This is a genomic window from Sphingobacterium detergens, from assembly GCF_003610355.1.
GTDB lineage: Bacteria > Bacteroidota > Bacteroidia > Sphingobacteriales > Sphingobacteriaceae > Sphingobacterium > Sphingobacterium detergens.
This window is the reverse complement of the sequence record NZ_RAPY01000002.1, coordinates 85,518-107,809: the sequence shown is the minus strand read 5'-3', so window position 1 is coordinate 107,809 and position 22,292 is coordinate 85,518. Positions and strand designations below refer to the sequence as shown.

The window sequence follows — 22,292 nt, the reverse complement described above, 5'->3', positions numbered from 1 at the left end:
TTAAATTAGCGTTCACAAACAATTTTTCCATAACATTATGCTCACCGAAGCAATTATAATCTTAGTACTAATCATCTTAAATGGAATCCTATCTGCTTCCGAAATTTCAATTGTTTCCAGCAGAAAGGCGCGCTTACAGGCCGAGAGCGATAAGAATAATCCAGCAGCCAAGATTGCACTACATCTCAAAGAATCCCCTAACAGCTTCCTATCCACGGTACAGATTGGGATTACGCTAATTGGTATCTTAACAGGTTTCTTTTCGGGTGGTAGCATCTCCACCTACCTGATCGAAGTTTTTAACAAATCAAGCATACTCGCACCCTATAGTCAGGAGTTAGCGGTTGTTTTGGTGGTGCTGATCATTACCTATTTTTCATTGGTTCTTGGCGAGCTGGTACCCAAGCGTATCGGAATGGCTATCCCTGAAAAATACGCCATGTTCATTGCTTACCCCATGAACTTGCTCAGCAAGATTGTCAGACCATTTGTTTGGTTATTGAGCGCCTCTACTGAGTTTATTGTCAAGATCCTTAATATCAAAAGTACGGGAAACAGTGTGACCGAAGAAGAGATCAAGGCATTGGTCGACGAGGGAGTCGATAGTGGCGTAATTGAAGGCATTGAACACGATATCGTGGATCGTCTCCTCAGTTTAGGCGACAAAAAAGCGATCAATCTGATGACCCACCGCAAGAACATTGTGTTTCTGGATCTTGAAGACAGTTTTGAAGAGAACAGACAGATTATCCTTGACAATGACCATTCCATTTATCCTGTTTGCGAAGGTGGACTGGATAATATCAAAGGTGTTGTTCATGTCAAATCGCTGCTTAGACAATGTTTTCAAGACAAACCCTTTAATCTCAGGGAACTTCTGTTGCCGATCAAGTTCGTCAACGAATTCAGTCCGTCATATAGTATTATGAATACACTGAGGACATCGCAGGTGCATCAAGCTGTGGTTATCGACGAATATGGCTCTCCACAAGGTATTATTACACTACGCGATATCGTAGGCGACCTGGTTGGTAACATTACCGAAAGCGACATCAGTGTACGCCCCAAAATGCGTCAATTGGAAAGTGGTGACTATGTTGTTGATGGCCAATATCAGATCGAGGATCTCTTGGATGAATTTGAAATAGGTCTTTCTGAAGAAGACGAGGACGACATCAACAATGTCACGACAGTCGGAGGTCTGGTATTTTTATTACTGGATCACGTCCCTGAGGAAGGCGAACGTGTACGCTTCAAAAATATGGTATTTGAAGTATTGGACATGGATGGCAATCGTATAGATAAGCTGTTATTAAAAATCGAGGAATAAAACGAAACTTATCACTTCAATAACAATAAAGGGCCGATCAATTATGATCGGCCCTTTATTGTTATTCTAACTTTAAGACAGTTATCTTAGTTGATGCCGTGCATCATCTTTTTCAAAATAGGATTGAAAACGATTAATAATAATGCTGTCACAGCTGGAACGATAGCAAAGATCATGAAGAAATAAGACATCGAATGCTCCGCTGTAATTTTATCAATATACGATCCTAAAAATCCACCGATAAAATTAGCGATAGCTGAAGCACAGAACCAACAGCCAAAAAGTAAGCCTAAAAATTTCTTTGGAGACAGTTTACTTACATAAGAAAGTCCTACGGGTGATAGACAAAGTTCTCCCGCTGAGTGGAAGAAATAAGCGATAACAAGCCATATCATACTCACTGAAGCTGTTTTAGCTCCCTGTGGAATATCATTTGCACCGTAAGCCAGGGCTGCAAAACCAATACCGACCAAGATCAAACCCATAGCGAATTTTACGGGTCCCGAAGGATTCCATATTTTTTCCCAGAATTTACTGAAAGAGGATGCTAACGAAATAATAAAAAAGGCATTTAATATCTGGAACCAAGAGGCGCCAACTTCAGAACCTGTTATACCGATCTCACGAAATACTTTCCATAAGCCCAAGCACCAGATAATACCAAAGGAAATCGCCGTAAACAAAATCGTCAATGGATATTGTTTATAAATCTTTCTGGCCAGTGCGGTCAATACAATCGTTACAATAACAATGGGAACAATCGTTAGGATCGTATCAATCCATTTAAATGCTACTGCTGAGTCCCCTGAAAGTACACGCTGTGTATAATCTTTGGCAAAAATAGACATTGAACCTCCGGCTTGCTCAAAAGATAAAAAGAATACCACACTGGCAAGCATGAATATTGTAACGACAATAAGGCGGTCTCTAACGACATGACCAGGTATAACCTCATCAACCTCTTCTTTATTTTTGACTTTCTCGTCATGATGAGCCTGTAGAGCTTTGGGAGTATCGCCAATAATTCCGAATATTTTCTGTCCAAAATAGAATTGTAACATTCCAAAAAACATGAAAACCCCAGCTAAACCAAATCCATAGTGCCAACCGATCTTCTCACCGATATAACCACACAAAAGCATTCCCAAAAATGATCCTGCATTGATACCCATATAGAAAATCGTGTAACCAGCATCTTTCTTTGCACTTTTATCTGGGTATAGATTTCCAACCATTGAAGAGATATTCGGTTTGAACATCCCATTTCCTAAGATCATCAAGAGTAGACCTAAGAAAAAGAAACCTGAATTGACAGCCTCAAATGCCATGGATAGATGACCCAGCGTCATAATCAATGCACCGATCAAGATGGCCTTTTTAAAACCGGTCAATTTATCTGCAATCATACCACCGATCAACGGGGTCAAATAAACAAAACCTGTATATAAACCATATAACTTCATTGCGCGCTCATTGCTCCATTCCCATCCCCCATCAGCGATCGTACTGATTAAAAATAAGGTCAATAGCGCACGCATTCCATAATAACTAAAACGCTCCCACATTTCCGTAAAGAACAGCACAAATAATCCGGCAGGATGCCCATTTACCATCTTGTCATCTATCCCCTGCTTGGCCAGATGTGCTACAAGAACTTGATCTTTTTCTTGATTCATATAATTTCAATAATTGTTTTATAACTCAGGTTTTGTTTTTAATTTGATAAAAATCGCATGAAGATACACTATTTTTCTATGAATTAATCAATCCCATGCATCATCTTTTTTATTTTTTTATTACCAAGCAGCAGAAATACAGCCGCTATCATTGGTATGACCGTAAACACGGCAAAGAAAAACGACATGGAATGTGATTCGGTTATCTTATCAATGTAAGAACCAATAAATCCACCGATAAAATTAGCGATGGCATTGGCACAAAACCAAAAACCGAATAACAGGCCCAGGAATTTCTTTGGCGACAATTTACTCACATAAGACAGTCCCACAGGGCCGATGCAAAGCTCACCTACTGTATGAAAAAAGTAAGCCAACACCAACCAGATCATACTGACCGAAGCCGTCTTTGCTCCTGTTGGAATCTCCGCGCTACCTATTGCTAAGGCCGCAAATCCAACACCGACCAGGGTTAGCCCCATCGCAAACTTAATCGGGCCAGAAGGGTTCCATACACGCTCCCAGATCTTACTGAATGAAGTTGCTAGCGTTATGATAAAGAAAGAATTGAGCATGGGAAACCAAGACACGGTCACTTCCGAATTCATACCATGATATTCACGGTAAACCTTCCATAGACACAAGGACCAGATAATCACAAATGAGATACTGGAAAAGAGTATGATTAAGGGGTATTTACGAATTATTTTCTTCGCCAATACCAATAGTACTCCAGTAATCACAACAATAGGGACGATCGTTAACGCGAAATCTGCCCATTTAAAAATGGTGGCAGCTTCTCCGCTCAAGACACGTTGGGTATAGTTTTTGGCGAATATGGTCATCGAACCTCCCGCCTGTTCAAAAGCCAAATGGAACACAATACTTGAAAACATAAAAATCGCGATGACCAATAGCCGATCACGTACAATATGCTTTGGCTGTTCATCGTCCTGATTCAATTTTTCCGAAACTGTGCTTTCTTTTTCTGGCGTATCCCCTATTTTTCCAAAAATGCGCTGCGCAAAGTAAAACTGCAACATGCCCAGAAACATAAATATACCGGCAAGTCCAAAACCATAATGCCAGCCTATTTTCTCACCAATATAACCGCACAGCATCATGCCCAAAAAGGCACCACCATTGATCCCCATATAGAAAATCGTATATCCGGCATCCTTTTTTCCGCCCTTATCAGGATATAGTTTACCCACCATAGAAGATATATTGGGTTTGAACAAACCATTTCCCAGGACAATAAGGATCAATCCCGCCAGAAAGAAATTTTTATTGAATCCCTCCATGGCCATCGAAATATGGCCCAGAGTCATGATGATCGCCCCCACCATGATAGACTTTTTATATCCTGTCAGACGATCCGCAATAATTCCACCAAATAAAGGCGTTAAAAAGACCATCCCCGTATACAGACCGTACAGCTTCATGGCCTCCGAATTTGTCCAGCCCCAGCCATGTTGCGCAATCGTCGAAACCAGAAAGTTTACCAATAGCGCACGCATGCCATAATAACTAAAACGCTCCCACATCTCCGTAAAAAACAAGACAAATAATCCAGCGGGATGCCCTTTCACCAATACTCGTTCAGCACCCACTTGATTTAAGTGAGATTCCAGAACAGCATCTTTTTCAAAATTCATGTTTTTCTAATCGTTATTTTTCAATATCAGGTAGTGTGATTTCAATTTATCCATTGCTATCCAGACCAGATCGTCCTATGTTCATAGGCCACCAAAGTAGGTGCTGCAATCAAATTAGTCGACACAATAATATGGACAAAATTTAGATTTACTTCAATAGGATATCTCCTATCAATTAAATTCTCGATTAAAAACAAAGTTCTTTTCAATAGCATGAAAAGAACTTTGTTTATATACTTTTATATTAGATCAATGGACGCAAACGTTCCAATAATTTTTTCGTTGCGAAGATTCCTTCCTCTTCACTCAATTTACTTCCTTCGTACTCAATCCCAACATATCCTTTGAATTTCGCCTTTTTCACGATTTTCAACATACGCTCATAGTCAATTTGAGTTTCATTACCATTCGCATCAAAATCATGTGTTTTCGCGCTTACCCCATGCGCATAAGGCATTAAGTCTGTCACACCTTGATAACGGTCATATTCATAGAAATTACCCAAATCAGGTAAGCTTCCACAATATTTGCTTCCTACGGCTTTCAGGGTTTTAGCCAACCAGTCACCATGCGAGGAAATACCACCATGATTTTCAACGATAATACTGATACCTGCTTTTTTTCCGATATCCGACAGCGCAGTTAAACTCTCTACCACACGTTTGCTTACTTCATCAGGCGTACCTTTACCAGCAGCGTTTACGCGGATGGCATGGCAACCCAAAAAGTTCGCCGCAGAAATCCATTTATAGTGATTTTGTACAGCCTGTTTTCTTTTAGTTTCATCTTCGTCACCAAGATTTCCCTCACCATCAACCATGATCAACACATTCCTTACACCATTATCCTTTGCACGCATGTTCAGTTCAGTCAGGTAATTGTTATCATTAGCCTTGTCTTTAAAGAATTGATTCACATACTCTACACCATAGATACCATATTTTTTTGCAGCTATAACTGGGAAATCCAAATTGTTCAGATCACCTTTAAATAAAGTTTTATGCAATGACCATTCAGCCAAGGAAATGTCAAACCAGTCTTTCTTTGCTACAGCAAAGCTCTCCAATGATGGCGCCAATGCTACACCAGCAGAGGCTAATGCAAGGTTTTTAAGAAAATCTCTTCTAGAATTCATGTGTTTAGATTTAAAGTGTGTTATTTATATATTTCCCCAACCGGTAGTCAGTACATCCACGAGATGCATGGTCTGGATGGGTAATTTATGTTTATCAATATACGCCTGCAGTTGCAACAGGCAAGACGAATCTGTCGAAATAATATAATCAGCATTCAATGCCATGGCATTCCTGACTTTCTGTTCCGCCATGGCTGCCGATATCCCATCAAACTTGACAGCAAAACTTCCACCAAAACCGCAACAGGTTTCACTATCTTTTACTTCCACCATTTCCAATCCCAACACCTTGCTAAGTAATTTTCTCGGCTCATCCTTGATCTTGCACTCACGTAGGGCTGAACAAGAGTCATGATACACCCCAACACCTTCCAATTCAGCACCAAAATAATCCTTTTTCAATACATTGACCAGGAAATCGGAAATCTCCATGACCTGCTGTTGTATTTTATGACATTGGTGGGAATCTGCAGAATTTGCGAACAGATCGCTATAACCATTTCTGACCATACCGGTACAGGAGGCCGAAGGAGAAATAATAACATGATCTCCCGAAAAATCTTCTAAAAACTTCTTTCCTACCTGCTTCGCATCGTCCCAAAAACCAGCGTTATAAGCTGGTTGCCCACAGCAAGTCTGATCAGGATTATAACTCACCTCACAACCCACTTTCTCCAATAAACGGATCGTGTTAAAAGCGGTTTCTGGATAAAGCTGATCTATAAAACAAGGAACAAAAAGTTCTACCTTCATATTTAATTCAATCAATAAAATTAAGATTTATTGGATATTAATATCCGCACCAAAAGTAACAATCCAATTACAAAAAATAAAGAAAGTACCAGTGCAGAATAGCGAATATTATGTGTGATCTGTTCTATCAGGCCAAAGGAGAACAAGCCAATGACGATAGCCACCTTTTCTGTAACATCATAAAAGGAGAAAAAAGCCGTCGTATCCTTGATATCCGTTGGGATCAATTTGGAATAGGTTGACCGTGATAAAGATTGAATTCCGCCCATAACCAAGCCGACCAATGCGGCAATAATATAAAACTGCATTGCTGTAGCCAAGTAGAATGCAGCAATACAAATTGCAATCCAGATCATCACAACGACGATCAGCACCTTAATATTTCCAAAAAGCTTGGATAGGTATGACATCAAAAATGCACCTAAGATCGCTACAAGTTGAATTAAAAGAATTGTTGCAATTAATCGCTCAGCCCCCAGATGAAGAATTTTCTCTCCAAATGAGGATGCGACGATCATCAATGTCTGCACCCCGATCGCATAGAAGAAAAAAGCGGGTAGAAACTGCTTTATTTCGGGTATACCTTTAATTTTATGGATCACATGGCTAAACTCATCCCGCACATTCTGTACAAAGCTTTTACCGATATTATTGCCCGTGGCTTCAATTTTAGGCAAATATTTAAATGGAATCATGGAAAAGCCCAACCACCACAGTCCTACCATCAGAAAAGAAATCCGGGCAGGCAAAGACGGATCGGTAATACCAAACCACTCCGGTTTCAATACTACGATAAAACAAAGTATCTGTAAGGTCACACAACCGATGTAGCCAAAAGCAAATCCTTGCGCGCTCACCCGATCCTGTTGATCTACAGTTGCTAACAGCGGTAAGTAGGAATTATTAAACAGCACCCCACCGATATAACCCATTGCAGCCAAAGCGAAACAGATAATACCAATCTCCAGGGTATCGAGTTTGAAGAAAAACAGACACATACATGAAATTGCTCCCACATAAGTAAAGAATTTCATAATCGGTTTTTTCAATCCTTTAGCATCCGCATAGGACGATATAAAAGGCAAGGAAAATGACATCAACAAATAAGCCGCTGCCAGAGCAAAATTGGAAAGCGCAGTATTAACAATCTTCAAACCAAAGAATTCAACAACATCACCATTTTCCTTTGTCGTTGTAATTGCGGTATAGTATACGGGGAAAATGGTTGAGGTAATCACGAGGTTGTAAGCGGAATTGGCCCAATCAAACATCGCCCATGAACGAATCAGTTTTTTATTGTTTTTTACAATTGCTTCCATTTAAATTGGCTTAATAAGTTTGACGAATATAAGTAATTATTTTAGCCATTTCTTTACGAATTTCACTTGCGCGATCATCAATATAATTATTGTTCATAAAAGAGAAAGCAAGCCGTCTTCCTGACCTTGTGACCAGATAACCACTCTGGTTATAGACAGACGTAATTGTTCCGGTCTTTGCAAAAACAAAAGGTTCACCCTGGTCTTTACTATAGGTCCTTTTCAGTGTACCATCCACCCCACCGGCAGGAAACAGTCGAAAACGCACCCGCTCATCTGGGATCTTATTTTTCAGAAGTACTAGCAGGTCAACATTATTCTGTGGTGTGACCTTGTTATAGGAAGACAGTCCCGATCCATCAAAAATCGCCACTTCGTTCGAAAAAAACTTATAGACTTTATTTTTCATCCAGTCTCGAACCAGATAGGTATCAAATTGACCATATTGCTTCCAAGAGCACATCATCAAAAATTGTTCGGCGATAAAATTATCACTTGGCAACATCATCTCCCGGATCAGATTTTTGGTCTCTCCAGAATACAATATTTTTGTATCATTTGGCTTTTTATAGGTCAGCAGATTTACCTTCTTGCCTAGTGTATCTGACAGTAATTTCACAAATAGACTATCCGAATAGATAAACGGTACTTCATTAACATAATCGTTTGGCACAGGGCGTTTCGACATCCAAAAAACATTGCTCCGAAACGAGCGGGAAAGTTCAAAATCACCTGTTTTAGGTTCAGGTAAAAAATCAAGGTCTTTCTGAAAAATCCCAGGAGAAGTATTTAAATGATTATACCCTCTTTGACGGAAAGTGACCACATTGCCATAAATCGGAAAAGTACTTATCTCAGGCTGATAGTATGCTTCGAAATCCTCCATCGCCCAACCGTGGGCATAGAACTTATTTTTCATTGTTCCGGGCACAACATAGATCGTTTTGTTCGTTCTTTTCAGAAAATTATAGACCACCCGCGTATCGAGTCTATTATGCAAAAAGGTCGGATCTCCTGTTCCCCAAATCAACAGGGAGTCGCCCCTTTCCGCATACTCCAATCCGGGGATGGAGTCACCTAATAGCTCCAACGCGGCATAGGTTGTATACATTTTGGTATTTGAAGCTGGCGTAAAATGCTTATTGCCATTGACGTCCAAGACAAACTTATTGGCATTTAAGTCGTACAGTGAAAATCCATAGAAATGATCATTTAATATTTTGGATTCCTGAAGCATCCGATAGACGTCTTCAAAATCCTGTGACTTTACAATAAGGGTAGAAAATGGGATAAGCCAAAGCAGCAATATCGTGCGCAAGAAATTTTTCATTGGTTCAAACATACAAAAAAGAGCAACAACTCCTTTTCTCCTATTGCCAAAATTAAGATACAAATCATTTAAAACGGCAAAAGGAGGAAATTCACTCCTCCTTTTGCTGTTTTATATCAACTATTAATAACCGGGGTTTTGTTTTAGGGCGCCACCACTTCTATCAATTTGCGTCTGTGGAATTGGCAGATATACATTATGATCCTTAAAGTTTAAGCCTTTATAACGAGCCATAAAACCGCCTTCAAAATTAGCATAGCTTTCCAGAACGGTTTTAGCTTCGCCCCATCTCACCAAATCATAAAACCGGTGTCCCTCCATCGCCAATTCCAAACGACGTTCAAAACGGACAGCTTTACGTGCAAAATTTTGATCAGGGAAAGCAGGGTAAGGTTTCACATCATACGCTGCAGCCGGAACATCATCTCCTGTTAGTTTTGGAGGTAATTTAGCAGCTCTTTCGCGAATAGCATTGACCGATTTCAAAGCACCGTCCAGATCACCAAGTTCAACCTGGCACTCGGCTGCCATGAGGATCACGTCAGCTAAGCGGATGATATTTACATCCAAATCAGTGATATAAGCCGCACCAGCTGCCGTGTGTCCACTGTGTAAACTTTTTGGGATCATTGTTTTTATACCCACAAAAGGTCCTCCTGAACCTACTTCACGGATCCAGGCATCTCCCGGCATTACACCATAATCATAGAAATGTACACCTCTACGACCTACCGTATAATCCAAACGGGGATCGAAACGTAAGCTCACATCTAATTTGTATTTTTCTTTCTCTGCTGTAGATAAACCAAAATCAGATTTATACGGATTATTACGGTAAGTATCTAACATTGGTAAGCCTTTAGCATCGACTTTATAAGCATTGACCAGATCGATTGTTGGTTGATAGAATCCACAACAGCCAACAGGATTGCTCCCGTTCAAACCAGACAACATATCCCCTACGTTAGCGTTATCGCCGCTTCCATCAGGATTGATAGCATGCTTTGCTAACAAAAGCGCCTCTGGTCCATCTTTCGTAAGTACATCGAAATTGTTCTGATAAGGCATTGTACGGATATCTTTACTTCCGATGACATCTTTAAATAAAGCCAAGGCATCAGCATATTTCTTTTGATATAAATACACTTTACCCAAATAAGCTTGCGCTATTCCTTTATCCATACGCCCCGACTGCTTATTGATTTTTGTTTGTGGGAGGTTAGCGATGCCAAATTTCAGGTCATCGATAATTTTAGGAACAACATCATCTGTGTTTGGTTTTACTTTAGCATCATCAACTGAGGTATTCTCATCGACATAAGCCAAATTTTTGAAAACTCGCCACAGGAAGAAGTAATAATGTGCACGTAACACTTTTGCCTCGGCTTCAATTTCCGTTGCTCTGGCAGTAGTAACGGTTTTTCCTCCTGCCTGATCCAATTTCAGTAGGCGCAATGTATTATTTGCACGTGACACCCCTTCATAATACACTTCCCACATGGTGCTCAGATTGTCATTAGAGCTATTTGGTGTATGGAATTCGATCATATTCATATTGGGCTGATCTGTCGCCTCAGAGCCTTTATGCGCATTATCGGCACCTACTTCACCAAATAACCATTGGCTCGGCGCTGAAGCATAGTTCCCCCAGGTTCCGTTCACATTACCATTCAGGATTCCATAAGCACCTATTAATGATGCTTCGATCCCTTTCGAATTGATGACCTGACTCTCAGGCAGCTCACCCTGCGGATCTCTTTCTAGAAAAGATTTACCACATGAGCTCAATAACATCAATGATATACCTAGAACTGTAATTATATTTCTTTTTTTCATTTCAATCAAATTTTATCGTAATTCATTCCGTGCTTAAAATCCAAGACTCACACCCAACATATATTGACGTGCCTGCGGGTACACACCAAAGTCAACCCCCAATGCGGAATATGTTGACGGTGTTGCACTTACCTCTGGATCCAAACCTTGGTATTTCGTAATGGTAAACAGATTCGTAACCCCTACATAGGCTCTCAGTTTCTTAATTCCAGTATTGTTACCAAAAACCTTATTGGTATCAAAATTATAGCCGACCTGAAGGTTCTTTAGCTTTAAGAAACTAGCATCTTGCACATAATAGCTAGAAGAAGCATATTCATACGCTGATGCATTGTTTACCTGCGAAGGAATCATGCTTGAGGGATTGTTCTTTGCATCCCACGCATCCAGCACCCGTTCACTTTTTTGCCCTCTGAAAACACCGAAATCGGTAAAATAACGTGTCGCCTCATAGTTTTTATTTCCTTTTGACCCATAGAAATAAGCCATAAAGTCAAAATTCTTATAACCGGCGTTGATATTGAATGAATAAACAAAATCAGGATGTGGGCTTCCGATTATTGTACGGTCATTGGCATCAATTTTTCCATCACCATTGACATCTTCATATTTAAGCGCTCCTGCTCTGGATTTTCCATCTTCATACTTCGCTACAGCAGTGTTGGCCATATCCGCATCAGAATAGATTCCGATTACCTTATAGCCATAAAAAGCACCTATTGCTTCGCCGGGTTTAAGGATAGAGGTTTCCATACTTCTAAAACTTCCGTACACCTGTTGGCTAACAGAAGGGGCCAATGATACGATCTTATTCACGTTACGTGAAATAGTACCCGACAAATCCAATGTAAAGGCGCTTTGTTGGCGTCTCCCGTAATGATAATTTAAAGACAGCTCGATCCCTTTATTTTCCATATCCCCGATGTTGACATATGGTGATGCGGCACGACCTGCGGCAACGGCTGGCAAAGGAAGTAGATACAACATGTCTTTGGTCTTCTTATTGTACCAATCGAAGGATCCATCAAAATCACCTTGTAATAAGGTAAAGTCCAAACCAAGGTTCAACGCAGACACCTGTTCCCATTTAACATTTGGGTTGCTATAGGCGTTGTGCCACATTCCTGATGTCAAGCTTCCATCAATTGGGTAAGATGAAGAATTTACCGCAACTTGATAACGATCTAAATATTGATTGGCAGGAATACGTTGATTACCTGTCACCCCATAACCAGCTCTAATTTTCAGATCAGAAAGCCAAGATATGCCTTTCATGAATTCCTCTTGTGACAAACGCCAAGCTGCACTGGCACCTGGGAAAGTACCATATTTATTGTTCGGACCAAAATTGGACGACCCGTCCCGACGTACTGTCGCGCTTAAGATATAGCGGTCTTTGAATGAATAGTCAACTTTTCCAAAAATAGAAAATAAGGAGCCTACCGAGCCACCGCCTTCACTCACACGGCCTGTTGATGCGGCGTCCAAATAAAGGTAATCCAGAGTCGACATAGTAAAGAATCCATTTCCTTTACCCCTGATCTGTCTGTTTCTATTTTGGATAGCCTCAGTACCTGCTAAGATAGCCAGACTGTGATCTTCATTAAATGTTGCTTTATAATTTAAGGTATTTGTCCAAGTCCATTCTTTATTTAACCCAAAGAACTCATTGATCCCATTATTAAAACTTCCCTCTGTAAATTCGGGATTAGGGTAGGTATAGGATATGCCATTGTAGTTTTCATACTTCATACCAAAACTACTACGGAATGTCAGTCCAGAAAAGATATCGTATTCCCCAAAGACGTTTCCGAAGAACATATTACTCTTATTCTTATTATCTTTTGCGCGGTAGGCGATAGCGACCGGATTTTCCCCATTACCAAATTGTCCCCCAACGGATCCAGCAAAATTTCCGCCCATATCATAGACCGGAATAATATTATGGATACGATAAGCGAAGCCCAGGGCACTTCCTTCACCGATATAATCACCCGCAGTATTTGTATTCACCCCAACACCAAAGCCTTCTGTAAAACTATATTGCATGTTTTCTCCAAAGCGCAACTTGTTATTGAAAGCAGAGAACCGTGTATTTGAACGAAGATTATATTTTTCAAAACCGGTATGGATAATGGTACCTTTTTGTTTCAGATAACCTCCGGAAATCGCGTATGAAGCATTCTCTCCACCACCAAGCACACTTAACTGATGTGATTGTGTGGGTGCGTTTTGGGACAATGCATCAAACCAGTTGGTACCCGCCTTATTTGCTTTTGTGATCTGGAAAAAATCAGCACGACTACCGGCGTCAAATTTATACTTTGACATGTCGATATCAGCGTCTGTAATTATATCTTTTCCGCCTACTTTCGGACCGTTTATAAGATAATCTGGTAACTTTTTACTTTCGCCGTTTAATAAATTTTCGATATCCAAGGTCTGTTGTGGAGACAACATCTTTGGAAAACGAGAGCTATTTGGTACTTGTACACCATAGTATGAATCAAGGTTAAATTGAGGTTTTCCCTCCTTTCCGATCTTCGTGGTAATGATAACCACACCATTATTTGCGCGTGAACCATAGATTGAGGCTGCCGAGGCATCTTTCAGCACTTGCATGGATTCGATATCGTTTTGATTAAGCCAGCTTAATTTGCCTTCATAAGGAACACCATCTATAATATAGAGTGGTTCATTATTGTTGATCGTACTATAACCCCGGATCTTAATTTGCGGAGTTGATCCTGGCGCACCATCTACAACAATCTGAACCCCTGTCGCCCGTCCCTGCAATGATTCTACAGCACTGGCAGCAGGTGTGGTTTTAAGGTCTTTCACACTGACAACTGCAACGGCACCGGTCAAATCTTTCTTACGTTGTGAGGAATAACCTGTGACCACAACCTCTTCCAGTGCACCCTCAGCAGAATTTAACGAAATTGTCAGATCCGCTTTTCCAGTGACAGTGACTTCAGCACTTGAGTAACCGATGTAACTCACGACCAATACATCACCGACTTTTCCCTGGATCGTAAATGCACCATCCGCGTCTGTCGATGTTCCCTTACTTGTTCCTTTGATTTTAACCGATACACCGGTAATTACCTGGCCTGTGGTGGCATCTTTTACCACACCCTTAATGGGTATCTCCTGCAACCCTTTAGTTTTCACCAACGAAACGACTTCAACTCGACCATGAGCAACAGCTCCTTTGGCAGATACCTGAGCAGTCATTCCGCCTGCGATGAGTAGAGAACTCATCAGCAAGAACCTCTTATTGAACTTTTGGCCCAATATGAGATCAAAACAGCAATTTTTGTCCGTTTTTTTCATCATAATTTTAAATAGGTGGTTTAAAAAATTTATGTTTATTTATCTGTTTGTTTAGCTTGGTATTGGTTTATTTAAGTTTTGGTCGTTCGACTCCAACAGAGACAACATACATTATCACTGATTATGAGTCACTTTGGTTATCATTTTCAATTTTAGTTTGGTTATTTCCAGAAATGTTAAAATCTGTTAAATAAATGTAAAGAATAAAAAATATAAAAAAAAGAAAATTCTTACTTTAAATCACAAAATACTATAAATCAAGTTATTGTAATTCTTACACTAAGCTAAATAGCTATATTTTTGTTACAAAAGAAACTTAAAGAAATTTAGGTCATCTCCTTTCCGCTCAATATCAAGTCGGAATGTCAAATATTCGCCAAATACATTTAAATCCGCCAAAAGGTACTTATATTTGTTTTGATGAATGTAAGTAGTTTATTAGAACGGGCGCTCCGATTTGAGTTCCTTTCCAAGGAAGAGGGTGTTTTTTTATATCAGAATGCACCTACAGCTGATTTGACTTTCGTAGCCAATGAATTGCGCAAGATACAAGTGCCACATGGCAAGGTAACCTGGCAGATCGATAGGAATGTCAATACGACCAATGTCTGTATTGCAAACTGCAAGTTCTGCAATTTCTTTCGTCGCCCCGGGCATGAAGACAGTTACATCACCGATATCGAGAGTTACAAACAAAAGATCGAAGAGACATTTAAATTTGGAGGCGACCAACTTTTGCTACAGGGAGGGCACCATCCGGATTTAGGTATTGAATTCTACAAAAATCTATATAGACAGTTAAAGGAACTTTACCCTACACTGAAACTCCATTCACTCGGCCCACCGGAAATCGCCCATATTTCTAAGCTGGAAAATATGAGCCATATCGAGGTGTTGACCCAGCTGAAAGAAGCGGGTCTGGATTCACTGCCTGGTGCTGGGGCCGAAATTCTCAATGACCGTGTGAGACGTTTGATATCCAAAGGAAAATGTGGTGGTAAGGAATGGCTCGATGTGATGCGTGCGGCGCACAAAATCAATCTACCTAGTTCCGCTACCATGATGTTTGGACATATTGAAACTATTGAAGAGCGTTTCGAACATCTGGTATGGATCAGAGAAGTGCAAGATGAAAAACCGGCCGATTCTTATGGTTTTATCGCCTTTATACCTTGGCCATTCCAAGATGATGGCACATTATTAAAGAGACTCCGTGGCATTACCAATGATGTTACCAGTGAAGAGTATATCCGTATGATCGCTTTGAGCCGAATCATGTTACCGAATATCAAAAATATCCAGGCTTCCTGGCTTACGGTTGGAAAACGTACCGCCCAGTTGTGCTTGCATGCTGGCGCTAACGATTTTGGATCCATTATGATCGAGGAAAATGTCGTTTCGGCAGCGGGTGCTCCCCATCGGTTCACCTCTAAGTCAATACAGGAAGCGATTCTGGAAGCGGGTTTTGAACCGCAATTGAGAACGCAAAAATATGATTTCAGAGAACTGCCTGCGCACATGGTCGAACAAGTCATTAACTATTAATACCCTACATTGAAAGACGTCATTAGAAATATCGAAGCAATTATTTTTGCTTCTGCAGAAGGAATAGATCTTGCCGATATCAAACAGATTCTACAAGAAGCCTTGGCTATTGAAGTATCGAAAGAAGAGTTGCGTGAATTGATCAAAAAGATTGAAGACAAATATCAGGATGAAGATCAGGTATTGGAGTTGCGGTATATCAATAATTCGTATCAGTTTCTGACCAAAGCGGTCTATCACGAAGCGATACAGCAATTACAAAATCACAACAACAAGCGCAAGCTCAGTCAATCGGCTCTGGAAACACTTGCCATTATCGCATACAGACAGCCGATTACCAAACTGGAAGTTGAGCAGATCAGAGGTGTCAGTTGTGATTATTCTATCCAAAGACTACTGGAAAAGAAACTGATCAAAATAGCTGGAAAAGCCGATACAATAGGCAAACCATTGTTGTACGCGACCAGCCAACAGTTTATGGATCATTTCGGAATCAATGGTGTTCGTGATCTTCCGCAGCTAAAAGATATCGTTACAGAAGACAATGCAATTGGCGAAACAAATGAGTAAATAAAATAAAATAAATTTTTATTTTTAAAAAACAATTCAACATATTGATTAGCAGAAAAATAAAGGGCTATATTTTTTTTAAAAAAAGTTTTAAAAAATAGTTTTCTTCTCTAATTTTACAACATTGAATAAGCAACAATAAAGTATTATTTTATGAACACGGCAATATTAGCTAACGAAGATCTTGAAGAAGTAAAATTCGCGTCTTTCAATGGACCTGATGACGACGATGATGATTTCGAAAACGATGATTTCGAAATTCCTGAAATTGAAGGATTGGATGACTTCGACGATGATGATGAGTTTTAATATTTAGTGCTATATAACACTACCTATCAAAACCAGAGAATCATTAAAAAAATAAGGCGTTCAATCAAATTGAACGCCTTATTTTTTTTACCCATCGATTTATTTCGCCTGGTCGATTAGCTTATGCAATTCCATCTTTGGGATCATCCCACTCTGGCGCCACAGCTGTTGACCATTTTTAAATAATATAAAAGTAGGTACTCCACTTACTTTATAAATGGAAGCAATTTTTGGATTCTTATCCACATCTATTTTTATAATCGATAGATCCTCCTGATAAAATTCCTTTACATCCTGTAACACCGGCGCCATCGTCTGGCATGGACCGCACCACGTCGCAAAAAAATCCACTAAAACCAGCGAATTTGATTGAATAATCTGGTCAAAAGTTGCCATTATTAATTCTCCTTTATTTCATCTTTCAATGCCTTATATCCACCCTGAATATTGCACACATTTTTAAATCCTTTTGCACGCAAAATAGAAACGGCAACCGCACTGCGATACCCTGATTGACAATGCACATAAAGTGGCTTATTATCTTTTTCTAGCGTGTTACCAAAATTAATGAAATCCGTCAAAGGAATGTTCATTGCATTGTCAATATGTCCTTTATCAAATTCTTTCACTGTGCGTACATCCACAATATGACCTGGATCTGATCTTTCTCCAAATCTTCCTGCGCTTAGGTTTGTGACAGCATCTACAGGTTCCCGTTCTTTCCAACGGTCTATACCACCGTCCAATATACCGATAGCACCTGTATAGCCCAATTCCGCTAGACGCTCCACCACCGCAGTACGATCTTGCTCCTCAGCAACAATTAAGAGCTTTTGGTTTTTATCAGGGACAACCTGTTTCAAGAAAGTATCAAATGGCCCCTTAAAACCCACATTGATCGATCCTGGAATGAAAGCCTTTAAGAAATCATCGCCTGACCGTGTATCCAAAACCACCACACCATGCTGTTTACGCAGTTTTTTAAATTGCTTCAAGGCAAGTAATGGTAAATCAGCTGTGGTATAATGTGATTCTTTTTGCTGTAGCTTTGATTTTGCGTTAGCTGGCAGAGCACCAGGACATATAAAAACAACCCCTATCAATGCGGCTACTAAAATTCTGTTCATCTTATTTGCTATTTAAAGGGAATAAGTAATTTTTCCAATTCCGTTATTTTACCATTGTAGATATTTAAATCGACATTTCCACGGATACCGGCCACCGAGCCTTTTTCTGAGAATTGCCAAAATGCCCAATGCTCTTTTGGATTTTCGATCCAAAAATTATAGTTGGCGATCCAGAGGGTATAGTTTGCGAATTCCTTTTCTAAAAAATCACTATAGAACTTATCCCCGGAGTATAGGATAGGTTTGACTTTATAATGTGCTTCCACCTCGTCGAGCCAACGTTTCAATCCCACTTTCAGGCTATCCATGGATTGCTGTTTTGGATGCTCCTCGATATCGAGTACAGGGGGAAGATCGCCTGGATGGAGCTGAACCTTACGGATAAAATTTTTGGCCTGTTTGACCGAGTTTTCATTTGGCCGAAAATAATGGTATGCACCCCGTAAAATAGCCCGGTTACGTATTTTGGACCAATTGCGGCTAAATTTATCATCTATACCCTTCTCCCCCATTGTCGCCCGGATAAATACAAAGTCAATGGGAAATTGATCGTTGATCGTATTCACTTTCTGCCAGTCGATATCTTCCTGATAGGTCGAAACATCAATACCAAACACTTTGTCATCATGCTTACTCATGATTTCGATATTACGGATATCATACTTAGCCTCCTTTGTTAAGGATTTATTTTTGGATGTTGCCACACGGAAGTAATACATTATTCCGGCTTTATAGTGCCATGCAACAAGAAATAAGAAAAACATTAACATCCCCACGATCATCCATATCCATTTGGCCTCGCGAGGTTGCTGTTTCTTTCCACTCCCTTTTGTTCTTTTTGATTGCTGTTGCGCCATACGATGATGAAGTTACGGCAATCACAATTAACTCGCAAAGTTTTCGTAACAATTTATATTTTTGTATATGATCGTATACAACCCTAAAGATTGGCTGTCAGCAACTTTCAAACTGCATAAATCAGACACTTTTATAAAGCTATTACCTTTTCTTATCTTAATAGCTATCTATTCCTGGGGGATAGCCTACCTCGAAATGGAATATCTCAAATTAAATGAAAGAAGCTGGGTTAAAAACATTACCATCGTCCATAACCTGTTGGGTTTTGTGATCTCCTTATTGTTGGTCTTTAGAACCAACTCGGCCTATGACCGTTGGTGGGAGGCACGCAAGCAATGGGGTACATTGACCAATATAAGCCGGGCCTTGGCCTATAAGCTCAACGCTATGCTCGATGCGGAGGACAAGGTCAATCGCAGTTTCTTCCGAAAAACTATTCCCCTGTTTGCAGAGACCCTATACGATTTTTTGCGATCCGACTACACCAAGTTTATGCTCGATGAAAATGAGCATCCCGAACTTAGGGCATTGGACAGCAAGAAGCATGGTCCAAATCAGGTTTCCAATATGATTTTCCAGAAGATAAACGATCTTTACAAAGAAGGAATTATCAGTGGGGACCAATTGATTATACTCAATGAAGAGATTGTGTCCATGACCAATGTATGTGGTGCCTGTGAACGGATAAAAAATACGCCAATTCCATTAGCTTATAGCGCGTTTATCAAGAAGTTCATTATCTTCTATACAATGACACTTCCTGTAGGTTATGTTTTTTCGATCGGATATTTTGTTGTTGTTGCCGTTCCGTTTATCCTCTACGTATTAGCTTCACTTGAATTGATCGGCGAATCCATCGAGGAGCCTTTTGGTATAGACCAGGACGATCTACCGATTGATAAAATAGCTGCCAATATCAAAAAACACTGCCACGAGATTATTCCAGCATAGCATTTTTAAAATAATCTAGCTCATTTTCAAACCATAAGACATTGCTGCAAAAATAAGTTTTGCAAATCTATTCAGAATTTCTACTTTTGTCGCGGAGAGTTGGCAGAGTGGTCGAATGCGGCGGTCTTGAAAACCGTTAACTGTCACAGGTTCGGGGGTTCGAATCCCTCACTCTCCGCAGAAAGATCCTTCATCGCAAGATGAGGGATCTTTTATTTTACAGATAAGTTGATTCGAACCAGAAGGGTTGGCCGGGGTTCGAACTTTATCATCGCGGGTTATAGCATGGGGATGTGGGACGCGATAAATCCCTCACTCTCCGCCACCAAAATAAAGCCCGACGATAGTCGGGTTTTGTCGTTTATAGACTTTTGCAAACAATGTTTGATCAAAAGTGATAAACGACGAAAAAAATGAACGGAGTGAATGGCTTTATTTTATGGTGAAGCCACCCCCTTTGGGATCATCTTATTATCCCTCACTCTCCGCAGAACAAGCCTTTCAGAAATGAAAGGCTTCTTTCGTTGTATTCGGATTCGAACTACCCATTCCTTTAATTCCACTTCCTCCTTGAAGCAACACCTGATTATTTTCTTACTCTGCTCTTATTACAATCCCAAGTTTACATAGGATATTTTCAATTCCACAAATGAATGATTTTCATCTCTAATGATATAATTCTCATCATTTTCTGGAGAGACAATGCCTTAAATTTAAAAATCATAAATATTGTAGTACTAAACAAAATCATTATGAACAAGAAAATGCAGTACATTGCACCATTAATAAATGCAATGGAAATCGAACTGGAAAATGGTATTGCTGCTGGATCAGGAGGTAGTGGTAGTAACGGTGGAGGTGGTGGTGGTGGTGGTGGTGGTGGTGGTGGTGGTGGTACCGGTGGAGGACCAGATGACCCGGGTCGTGGCGGTGATGATGGCGGTGGATGGGGAAGTGGAAGTCTATAAAATAGGTTGTGCCTCTGCACAACCTATTTTTCCATATTCCAACTATTCCAAGAATACTTTATTAAAATTAATCTATGCTATTTTTGCTCATATAGTTAATCCCCAACCTTACTCATCAATCATAATCCAGAATATTTTTACCCAAGATAATATCACATTTGATCGTTATCATCCCCGATTCCAATAAAGGACTGTTTTTTTGTCCTATACATTGGCATTGTTTACAAAAAAAAGCATTTAATAAAAACCTGATATCCAGCAACATTTTTAGCACAAATCGTCCAAAAGGCACATTAAACAAAGAAAAATGTAAAATAAGTTTTGTAAATCTGTTCAGAATTTCTACTTTTGTCGCGGAGAGTTGGCAGAGTGGTCGAATGCGGCGGTCTTGAAAACCGTTAACTGTCACAGGTTCGGGGGTTCGAATCCCTCACTCTCCGCCACCAAAAATAAAGCCCGACGATAGTCGGGTTTTGTCGTTTATAGACTTTTGCAAACAATGTTTGATCAAAAGTATTAAACGACGAAAAAAAATGAACGGAGTGAATGGCTTTATTTTATGGTGAAGCCACCCCCTTTGGGATCATCTTATTATCCCTCACTCTCCGCAGAACAAGCCTTTCAGAAATGAAAGGCTTTTTTTGTGGTATTCGGATTCGAACCAGAAGGGGTGGCCGGGGTTCGAACTTCTTCATCTTCCCTATCGTCCCTTAGACTAATAAAAAGTGGCTTTTTTGGTAAAAAATTGAAGTCCTTTCATTCAGATATTCCTGTACATTTTGTAGATTTATGCTATTAACCGATTAAATTTATGGAGTCACCTAAATCCAAATATTATCTTACAGCAAAGAAGTTCTGGAGGACAGTTGTAGACATTGAGAAAACAGCGGATACCTCGGAATTACAACAACAGATCGAATTTCATAAACGCTTGTTAAATATATTTCAAGCAGGCAATTTCTATTATCTAGTCTTCAATATGTATATCGGGGAAGTCGAGATCATTAGCGAAGAATGCGAAAACCTGATCGGCTATAAACCAGAAGAGCTTTCTCTTCCATTTCTCATGGAACGCATCCATCCCGACGACAAAGCCTATTTCCTCAACTTTGAATATAAAGTCGTGGAGTTTTTTAAAAGTTTACCTTATGAAAAGGTAAAAAGCTATAAGGTCCAATATGATTTCAGGTTCAAAAGAAAAGATGGGCATTACATCAGGATCCTGCATCAAGCTATTCAGATAGATTATGATGAAAACAACTTCTACCGGACGCTCTCTCTGCATACCGACATATCGCATATAAAACAAGAAGGAAAACCCTGTTTCTCACTTATTGGACTTGATGACGAACCTTCTTTTTTTAATATTCAACTTGATCAAGCGTTCACAAAATCCTATGATATGTTTACAAAGCGAGAGCGAGAAATTTTAAAATGTATCGTCGAGGGCAAGATGAGCAAAACAATTGCCGATGAGCTGTGTGTCAGTCTCCACACGATAAACACGCACAGGAAAAATATTCTTGCTAAAGCTGGCGTAAAAACACCCGTGGATCTAATAGCCAAAGCGATAAAGGAAGGCTGGTTATAG

The 22,292-nt window shown here is 39.9% G+C and carries 18 protein-coding genes and 2 tRNA genes; 9 read left to right on the top strand and 11 right to left on the bottom strand.

What is annotated here, in order from left to right:
- Positions 1 to 37 precede the first annotated feature (37 nt).
- The gene (locus tag DFQ12_RS12485; RefSeq protein WP_120259403.1) at positions 38 to 1,330 is read left to right on the top strand and encodes a hemolysin family protein; all 1,293 of its coding nucleotides are present in this window, start codon (positions 38 to 40) and stop codon (positions 1,328 to 1,330) included.
- An 86-nt stretch (positions 1,331 to 1,416) separates the two neighbouring features.
- Here DFQ12_RS12485 and DFQ12_RS12480 read toward each other — a convergent pair whose 3' ends face one another.
- The 8 genes from DFQ12_RS12480 to DFQ12_RS12445 all read right to left on the bottom strand — a co-directional run bounded on the left by DFQ12_RS12480 (position 1,417) and on the right by DFQ12_RS12445 (position 14,376).
- Positions 1,417 to 3,006: a peptide MFS transporter gene (locus DFQ12_RS12480; RefSeq protein WP_120259402.1), complete on the bottom strand. Its 1,590-nt coding sequence runs from the start codon at positions 3,004 to 3,006 to the stop codon at positions 1,417 to 1,419.
- An 83-nt stretch (positions 3,007 to 3,089) separates the two neighbouring features.
- The gene (locus tag DFQ12_RS12475) at positions 3,090 to 4,664 is read right to left on the bottom strand and encodes a peptide MFS transporter (protein ID WP_120259401.1); all 1,575 of its coding nucleotides are present in this window, start codon (positions 4,662 to 4,664) and stop codon (positions 3,090 to 3,092) included.
- 244 nt (positions 4,665 to 4,908) lie between these two features.
- A complete protein-coding gene (locus tag DFQ12_RS12470) occupies positions 4,909 to 5,799 on the bottom strand; it encodes a TIM barrel protein (protein ID WP_120259400.1) in 891 nt (296 codons plus the stop codon).
- A gap of 24 nt (positions 5,800 to 5,823) precedes the next feature.
- The gene (locus DFQ12_RS12465; RefSeq protein WP_120259399.1) at positions 5,824 to 6,552 is read right to left on the bottom strand and encodes a (Fe-S)-binding protein; all 729 of its coding nucleotides are present in this window, start codon (positions 6,550 to 6,552) and stop codon (positions 5,824 to 5,826) included.
- A gap of 20 nt (positions 6,553 to 6,572) precedes the next feature.
- The gene (locus tag DFQ12_RS12460) at positions 6,573 to 7,871 is read right to left on the bottom strand and encodes an MFS transporter (RefSeq protein WP_120259398.1); all 1,299 of its coding nucleotides are present in this window, start codon (positions 7,869 to 7,871) and stop codon (positions 6,573 to 6,575) included.
- Between the two features lie 10 nt (positions 7,872 to 7,881).
- Positions 7,882 to 9,201 (bottom strand): D-alanyl-D-alanine carboxypeptidase/D-alanyl-D-alanine-endopeptidase, encoded by a 1,320-nt coding sequence (locus DFQ12_RS12455; protein WP_244211735.1) that lies wholly within the window; start codon positions 9,199 to 9,201, stop codon positions 7,882 to 7,884.
- Between the two features lie 123 nt (positions 9,202 to 9,324).
- Positions 9,325 to 11,037 (bottom strand): RagB/SusD family nutrient uptake outer membrane protein, encoded by a 1,713-nt coding sequence (locus tag DFQ12_RS12450; protein WP_120259396.1) that lies wholly within the window; start codon positions 11,035 to 11,037, stop codon positions 9,325 to 9,327.
- 33 nt (positions 11,038 to 11,070) lie between these two features.
- The gene (locus DFQ12_RS12445; protein ID WP_244211734.1) at positions 11,071 to 14,376 is read right to left on the bottom strand and encodes a SusC/RagA family TonB-linked outer membrane protein; all 3,306 of its coding nucleotides are present in this window, start codon (positions 14,374 to 14,376) and stop codon (positions 11,071 to 11,073) included.
- 417 nt (positions 14,377 to 14,793) lie between these two features.
- Between DFQ12_RS12445 and mqnC the strand changes: the two genes are divergently transcribed.
- The 3 genes from mqnC (at position 14,794) to DFQ12_RS28140 (ending at position 16,797) form a co-directional block, all read left to right on the top strand.
- A complete protein-coding gene (gene mqnC / locus DFQ12_RS12440) occupies positions 14,794 to 15,918 on the top strand; it encodes a cyclic dehypoxanthinyl futalosine synthase (RefSeq protein WP_120259395.1) in 1,125 nt (374 codons plus the stop codon).
- Positions 15,919 to 15,927: 9 nt separating this feature from the next.
- Positions 15,928 to 16,488 (top strand): SMC-Scp complex subunit ScpB, encoded by a 561-nt coding sequence (scpB, locus tag DFQ12_RS12435; protein WP_120259394.1) that lies wholly within the window; start codon positions 15,928 to 15,930, stop codon positions 16,486 to 16,488.
- 153 nt (positions 16,489 to 16,641) lie between these two features.
- A complete protein-coding gene (locus tag DFQ12_RS28140) occupies positions 16,642 to 16,797 on the top strand; it encodes a hypothetical protein (protein WP_167457266.1) in 156 nt (51 codons plus the stop codon).
- 99 nt (positions 16,798 to 16,896) lie between these two features.
- Here the strand turns inward: DFQ12_RS28140 and trxA are convergent, their stop codons facing one another.
- From trxA to DFQ12_RS12420, 3 genes are read right to left on the bottom strand one after another with little or no spacing between them, the layout of a single operon-like run.
- A complete protein-coding gene (gene trxA / locus DFQ12_RS12430; protein WP_104385868.1) occupies positions 16,897 to 17,193 on the bottom strand; it encodes a thioredoxin in 297 nt (98 codons plus the stop codon).
- Between the two features lie 2 nt (positions 17,194 to 17,195).
- A complete protein-coding gene (locus DFQ12_RS12425) occupies positions 17,196 to 17,924 on the bottom strand; it encodes a rhodanese-like domain-containing protein (RefSeq protein WP_120259393.1) in 729 nt (242 codons plus the stop codon).
- 8 nt (positions 17,925 to 17,932) lie between these two features.
- On the bottom strand, positions 17,933 to 18,781 hold the full coding sequence (locus DFQ12_RS12420; protein ID WP_120259392.1) for a glycoside hydrolase family 25 protein: 849 nt from the start codon (positions 18,779 to 18,781) through the stop codon (positions 17,933 to 17,935).
- A gap of 67 nt (positions 18,782 to 18,848) precedes the next feature.
- On the opposite strand from DFQ12_RS12420, the gene DFQ12_RS12415 reads away from it, so the two are divergent.
- The 5 genes from DFQ12_RS12415 to DFQ12_RS12395 all read left to right on the top strand — a co-directional run bounded on the left by DFQ12_RS12415 (position 18,849) and on the right by DFQ12_RS12395 (position 22,292).
- On the top strand, positions 18,849 to 19,733 hold the full coding sequence (locus tag DFQ12_RS12415; RefSeq protein WP_120259391.1) for a bestrophin family protein: 885 nt from the start codon (positions 18,849 to 18,851) through the stop codon (positions 19,731 to 19,733).
- A 93-nt stretch (positions 19,734 to 19,826) separates the two neighbouring features.
- Positions 19,827 to 19,911 (top strand) — tRNA-Ser (locus tag DFQ12_RS12410).
- A gap of 574 nt (positions 19,912 to 20,485) precedes the next feature.
- Positions 20,486 to 20,701, top strand: coding sequence for a bacteriocin microcin (locus DFQ12_RS12405; protein WP_147420402.1), 216 nt, complete (start codon positions 20,486 to 20,488; stop codon positions 20,699 to 20,701).
- 355 nt (positions 20,702 to 21,056) lie between these two features.
- Positions 21,057 to 21,144 (top strand) — tRNA-Ser (locus DFQ12_RS12400).
- A 368-nt stretch (positions 21,145 to 21,512) separates the two neighbouring features.
- Positions 21,513 to 22,292 carry a LuxR C-terminal-related transcriptional regulator gene (locus tag DFQ12_RS12395; RefSeq protein ID WP_208642545.1) on the top strand — a complete coding sequence of 260 codons (780 nt, stop codon included), beginning with the start codon at positions 21,513 to 21,515 and terminating at the stop codon, positions 22,290 to 22,292.

Bases quoted from the DNA above. Each gene is read 5' to 3' on its own strand.
- trxA (WP_104385868.1), bottom strand. From the start codon at position 17,193: ATGGCAACTTTTGACCAGATTATTCAATCAAATTCGCTGGTTTTAGTG.
- DFQ12_RS12480 (WP_120259402.1), bottom strand. From the start codon at position 3,006: ATGAATCAAGAAAAAGATCAAGTTCTTGTAGCACATCTGGCCAAGCAG.
- DFQ12_RS12475 (WP_120259401.1), bottom strand. From the start codon at position 4,664: ATGAATTTTGAAAAAGATGCTGTTCTGGAATCTCACTTAAATCAAGTG.
- DFQ12_RS12450 (WP_120259396.1), bottom strand. From the start codon at position 11,037: ATGAAAAAAAGAAATATAATTACAGTTCTAGGTATATCATTGATGTTA.
- DFQ12_RS12455 (WP_244211735.1), bottom strand. From the start codon at position 9,201: ATGAAAAATTTCTTGCGCACGATATTGCTGCTTTGGCTTATCCCATTT.
- DFQ12_RS12395 (WP_208642545.1), top strand. From the start codon at position 21,513: ATGGAGTCACCTAAATCCAAATATTATCTTACAGCAAAGAAGTTCTGG.
- mqnC (WP_120259395.1), top strand. From the start codon at position 14,794: ATGAATGTAAGTAGTTTATTAGAACGGGCGCTCCGATTTGAGTTCCTT.
- DFQ12_RS12445 (WP_244211734.1), bottom strand. From the start codon at position 14,376: ATGATGAAAAAAACGGACAAAAATTGCTGTTTTGATCTCATATTGGGC.
- DFQ12_RS12460 (WP_120259398.1), bottom strand. From the start codon at position 7,871: ATGGAAGCAATTGTAAAAAACAATAAAAAACTGATTCGTTCATGGGCG.
- DFQ12_RS12405 (WP_147420402.1), top strand. From the start codon at position 20,486: ATGAACAAGAAAATGCAGTACATTGCACCATTAATAAATGCAATGGAA.
- DFQ12_RS12465 (WP_120259399.1), bottom strand. From the start codon at position 6,552: ATGAAGGTAGAACTTTTTGTTCCTTGTTTTATAGATCAGCTTTATCCA.
- DFQ12_RS12425 (WP_120259393.1), bottom strand. From the start codon at position 17,924: ATGAACAGAATTTTAGTAGCCGCATTGATAGGGGTTGTTTTTATATGT.
- DFQ12_RS12420 (WP_120259392.1), bottom strand. From the start codon at position 18,781: ATGGCGCAACAGCAATCAAAAAGAACAAAAGGGAGTGGAAAGAAACAG.
- DFQ12_RS12470 (WP_120259400.1), bottom strand. From the start codon at position 5,799: ATGAATTCTAGAAGAGATTTTCTTAAAAACCTTGCATTAGCCTCTGCT.
- DFQ12_RS28140 (WP_167457266.1), top strand. From the start codon at position 16,642: ATGAACACGGCAATATTAGCTAACGAAGATCTTGAAGAAGTAAAATTC.
- DFQ12_RS12415 (WP_120259391.1), top strand. From the start codon at position 18,849: ATGATCGTATACAACCCTAAAGATTGGCTGTCAGCAACTTTCAAACTG.
- DFQ12_RS12485 (WP_120259403.1), top strand. From the start codon at position 38: ATGCTCACCGAAGCAATTATAATCTTAGTACTAATCATCTTAAATGGA.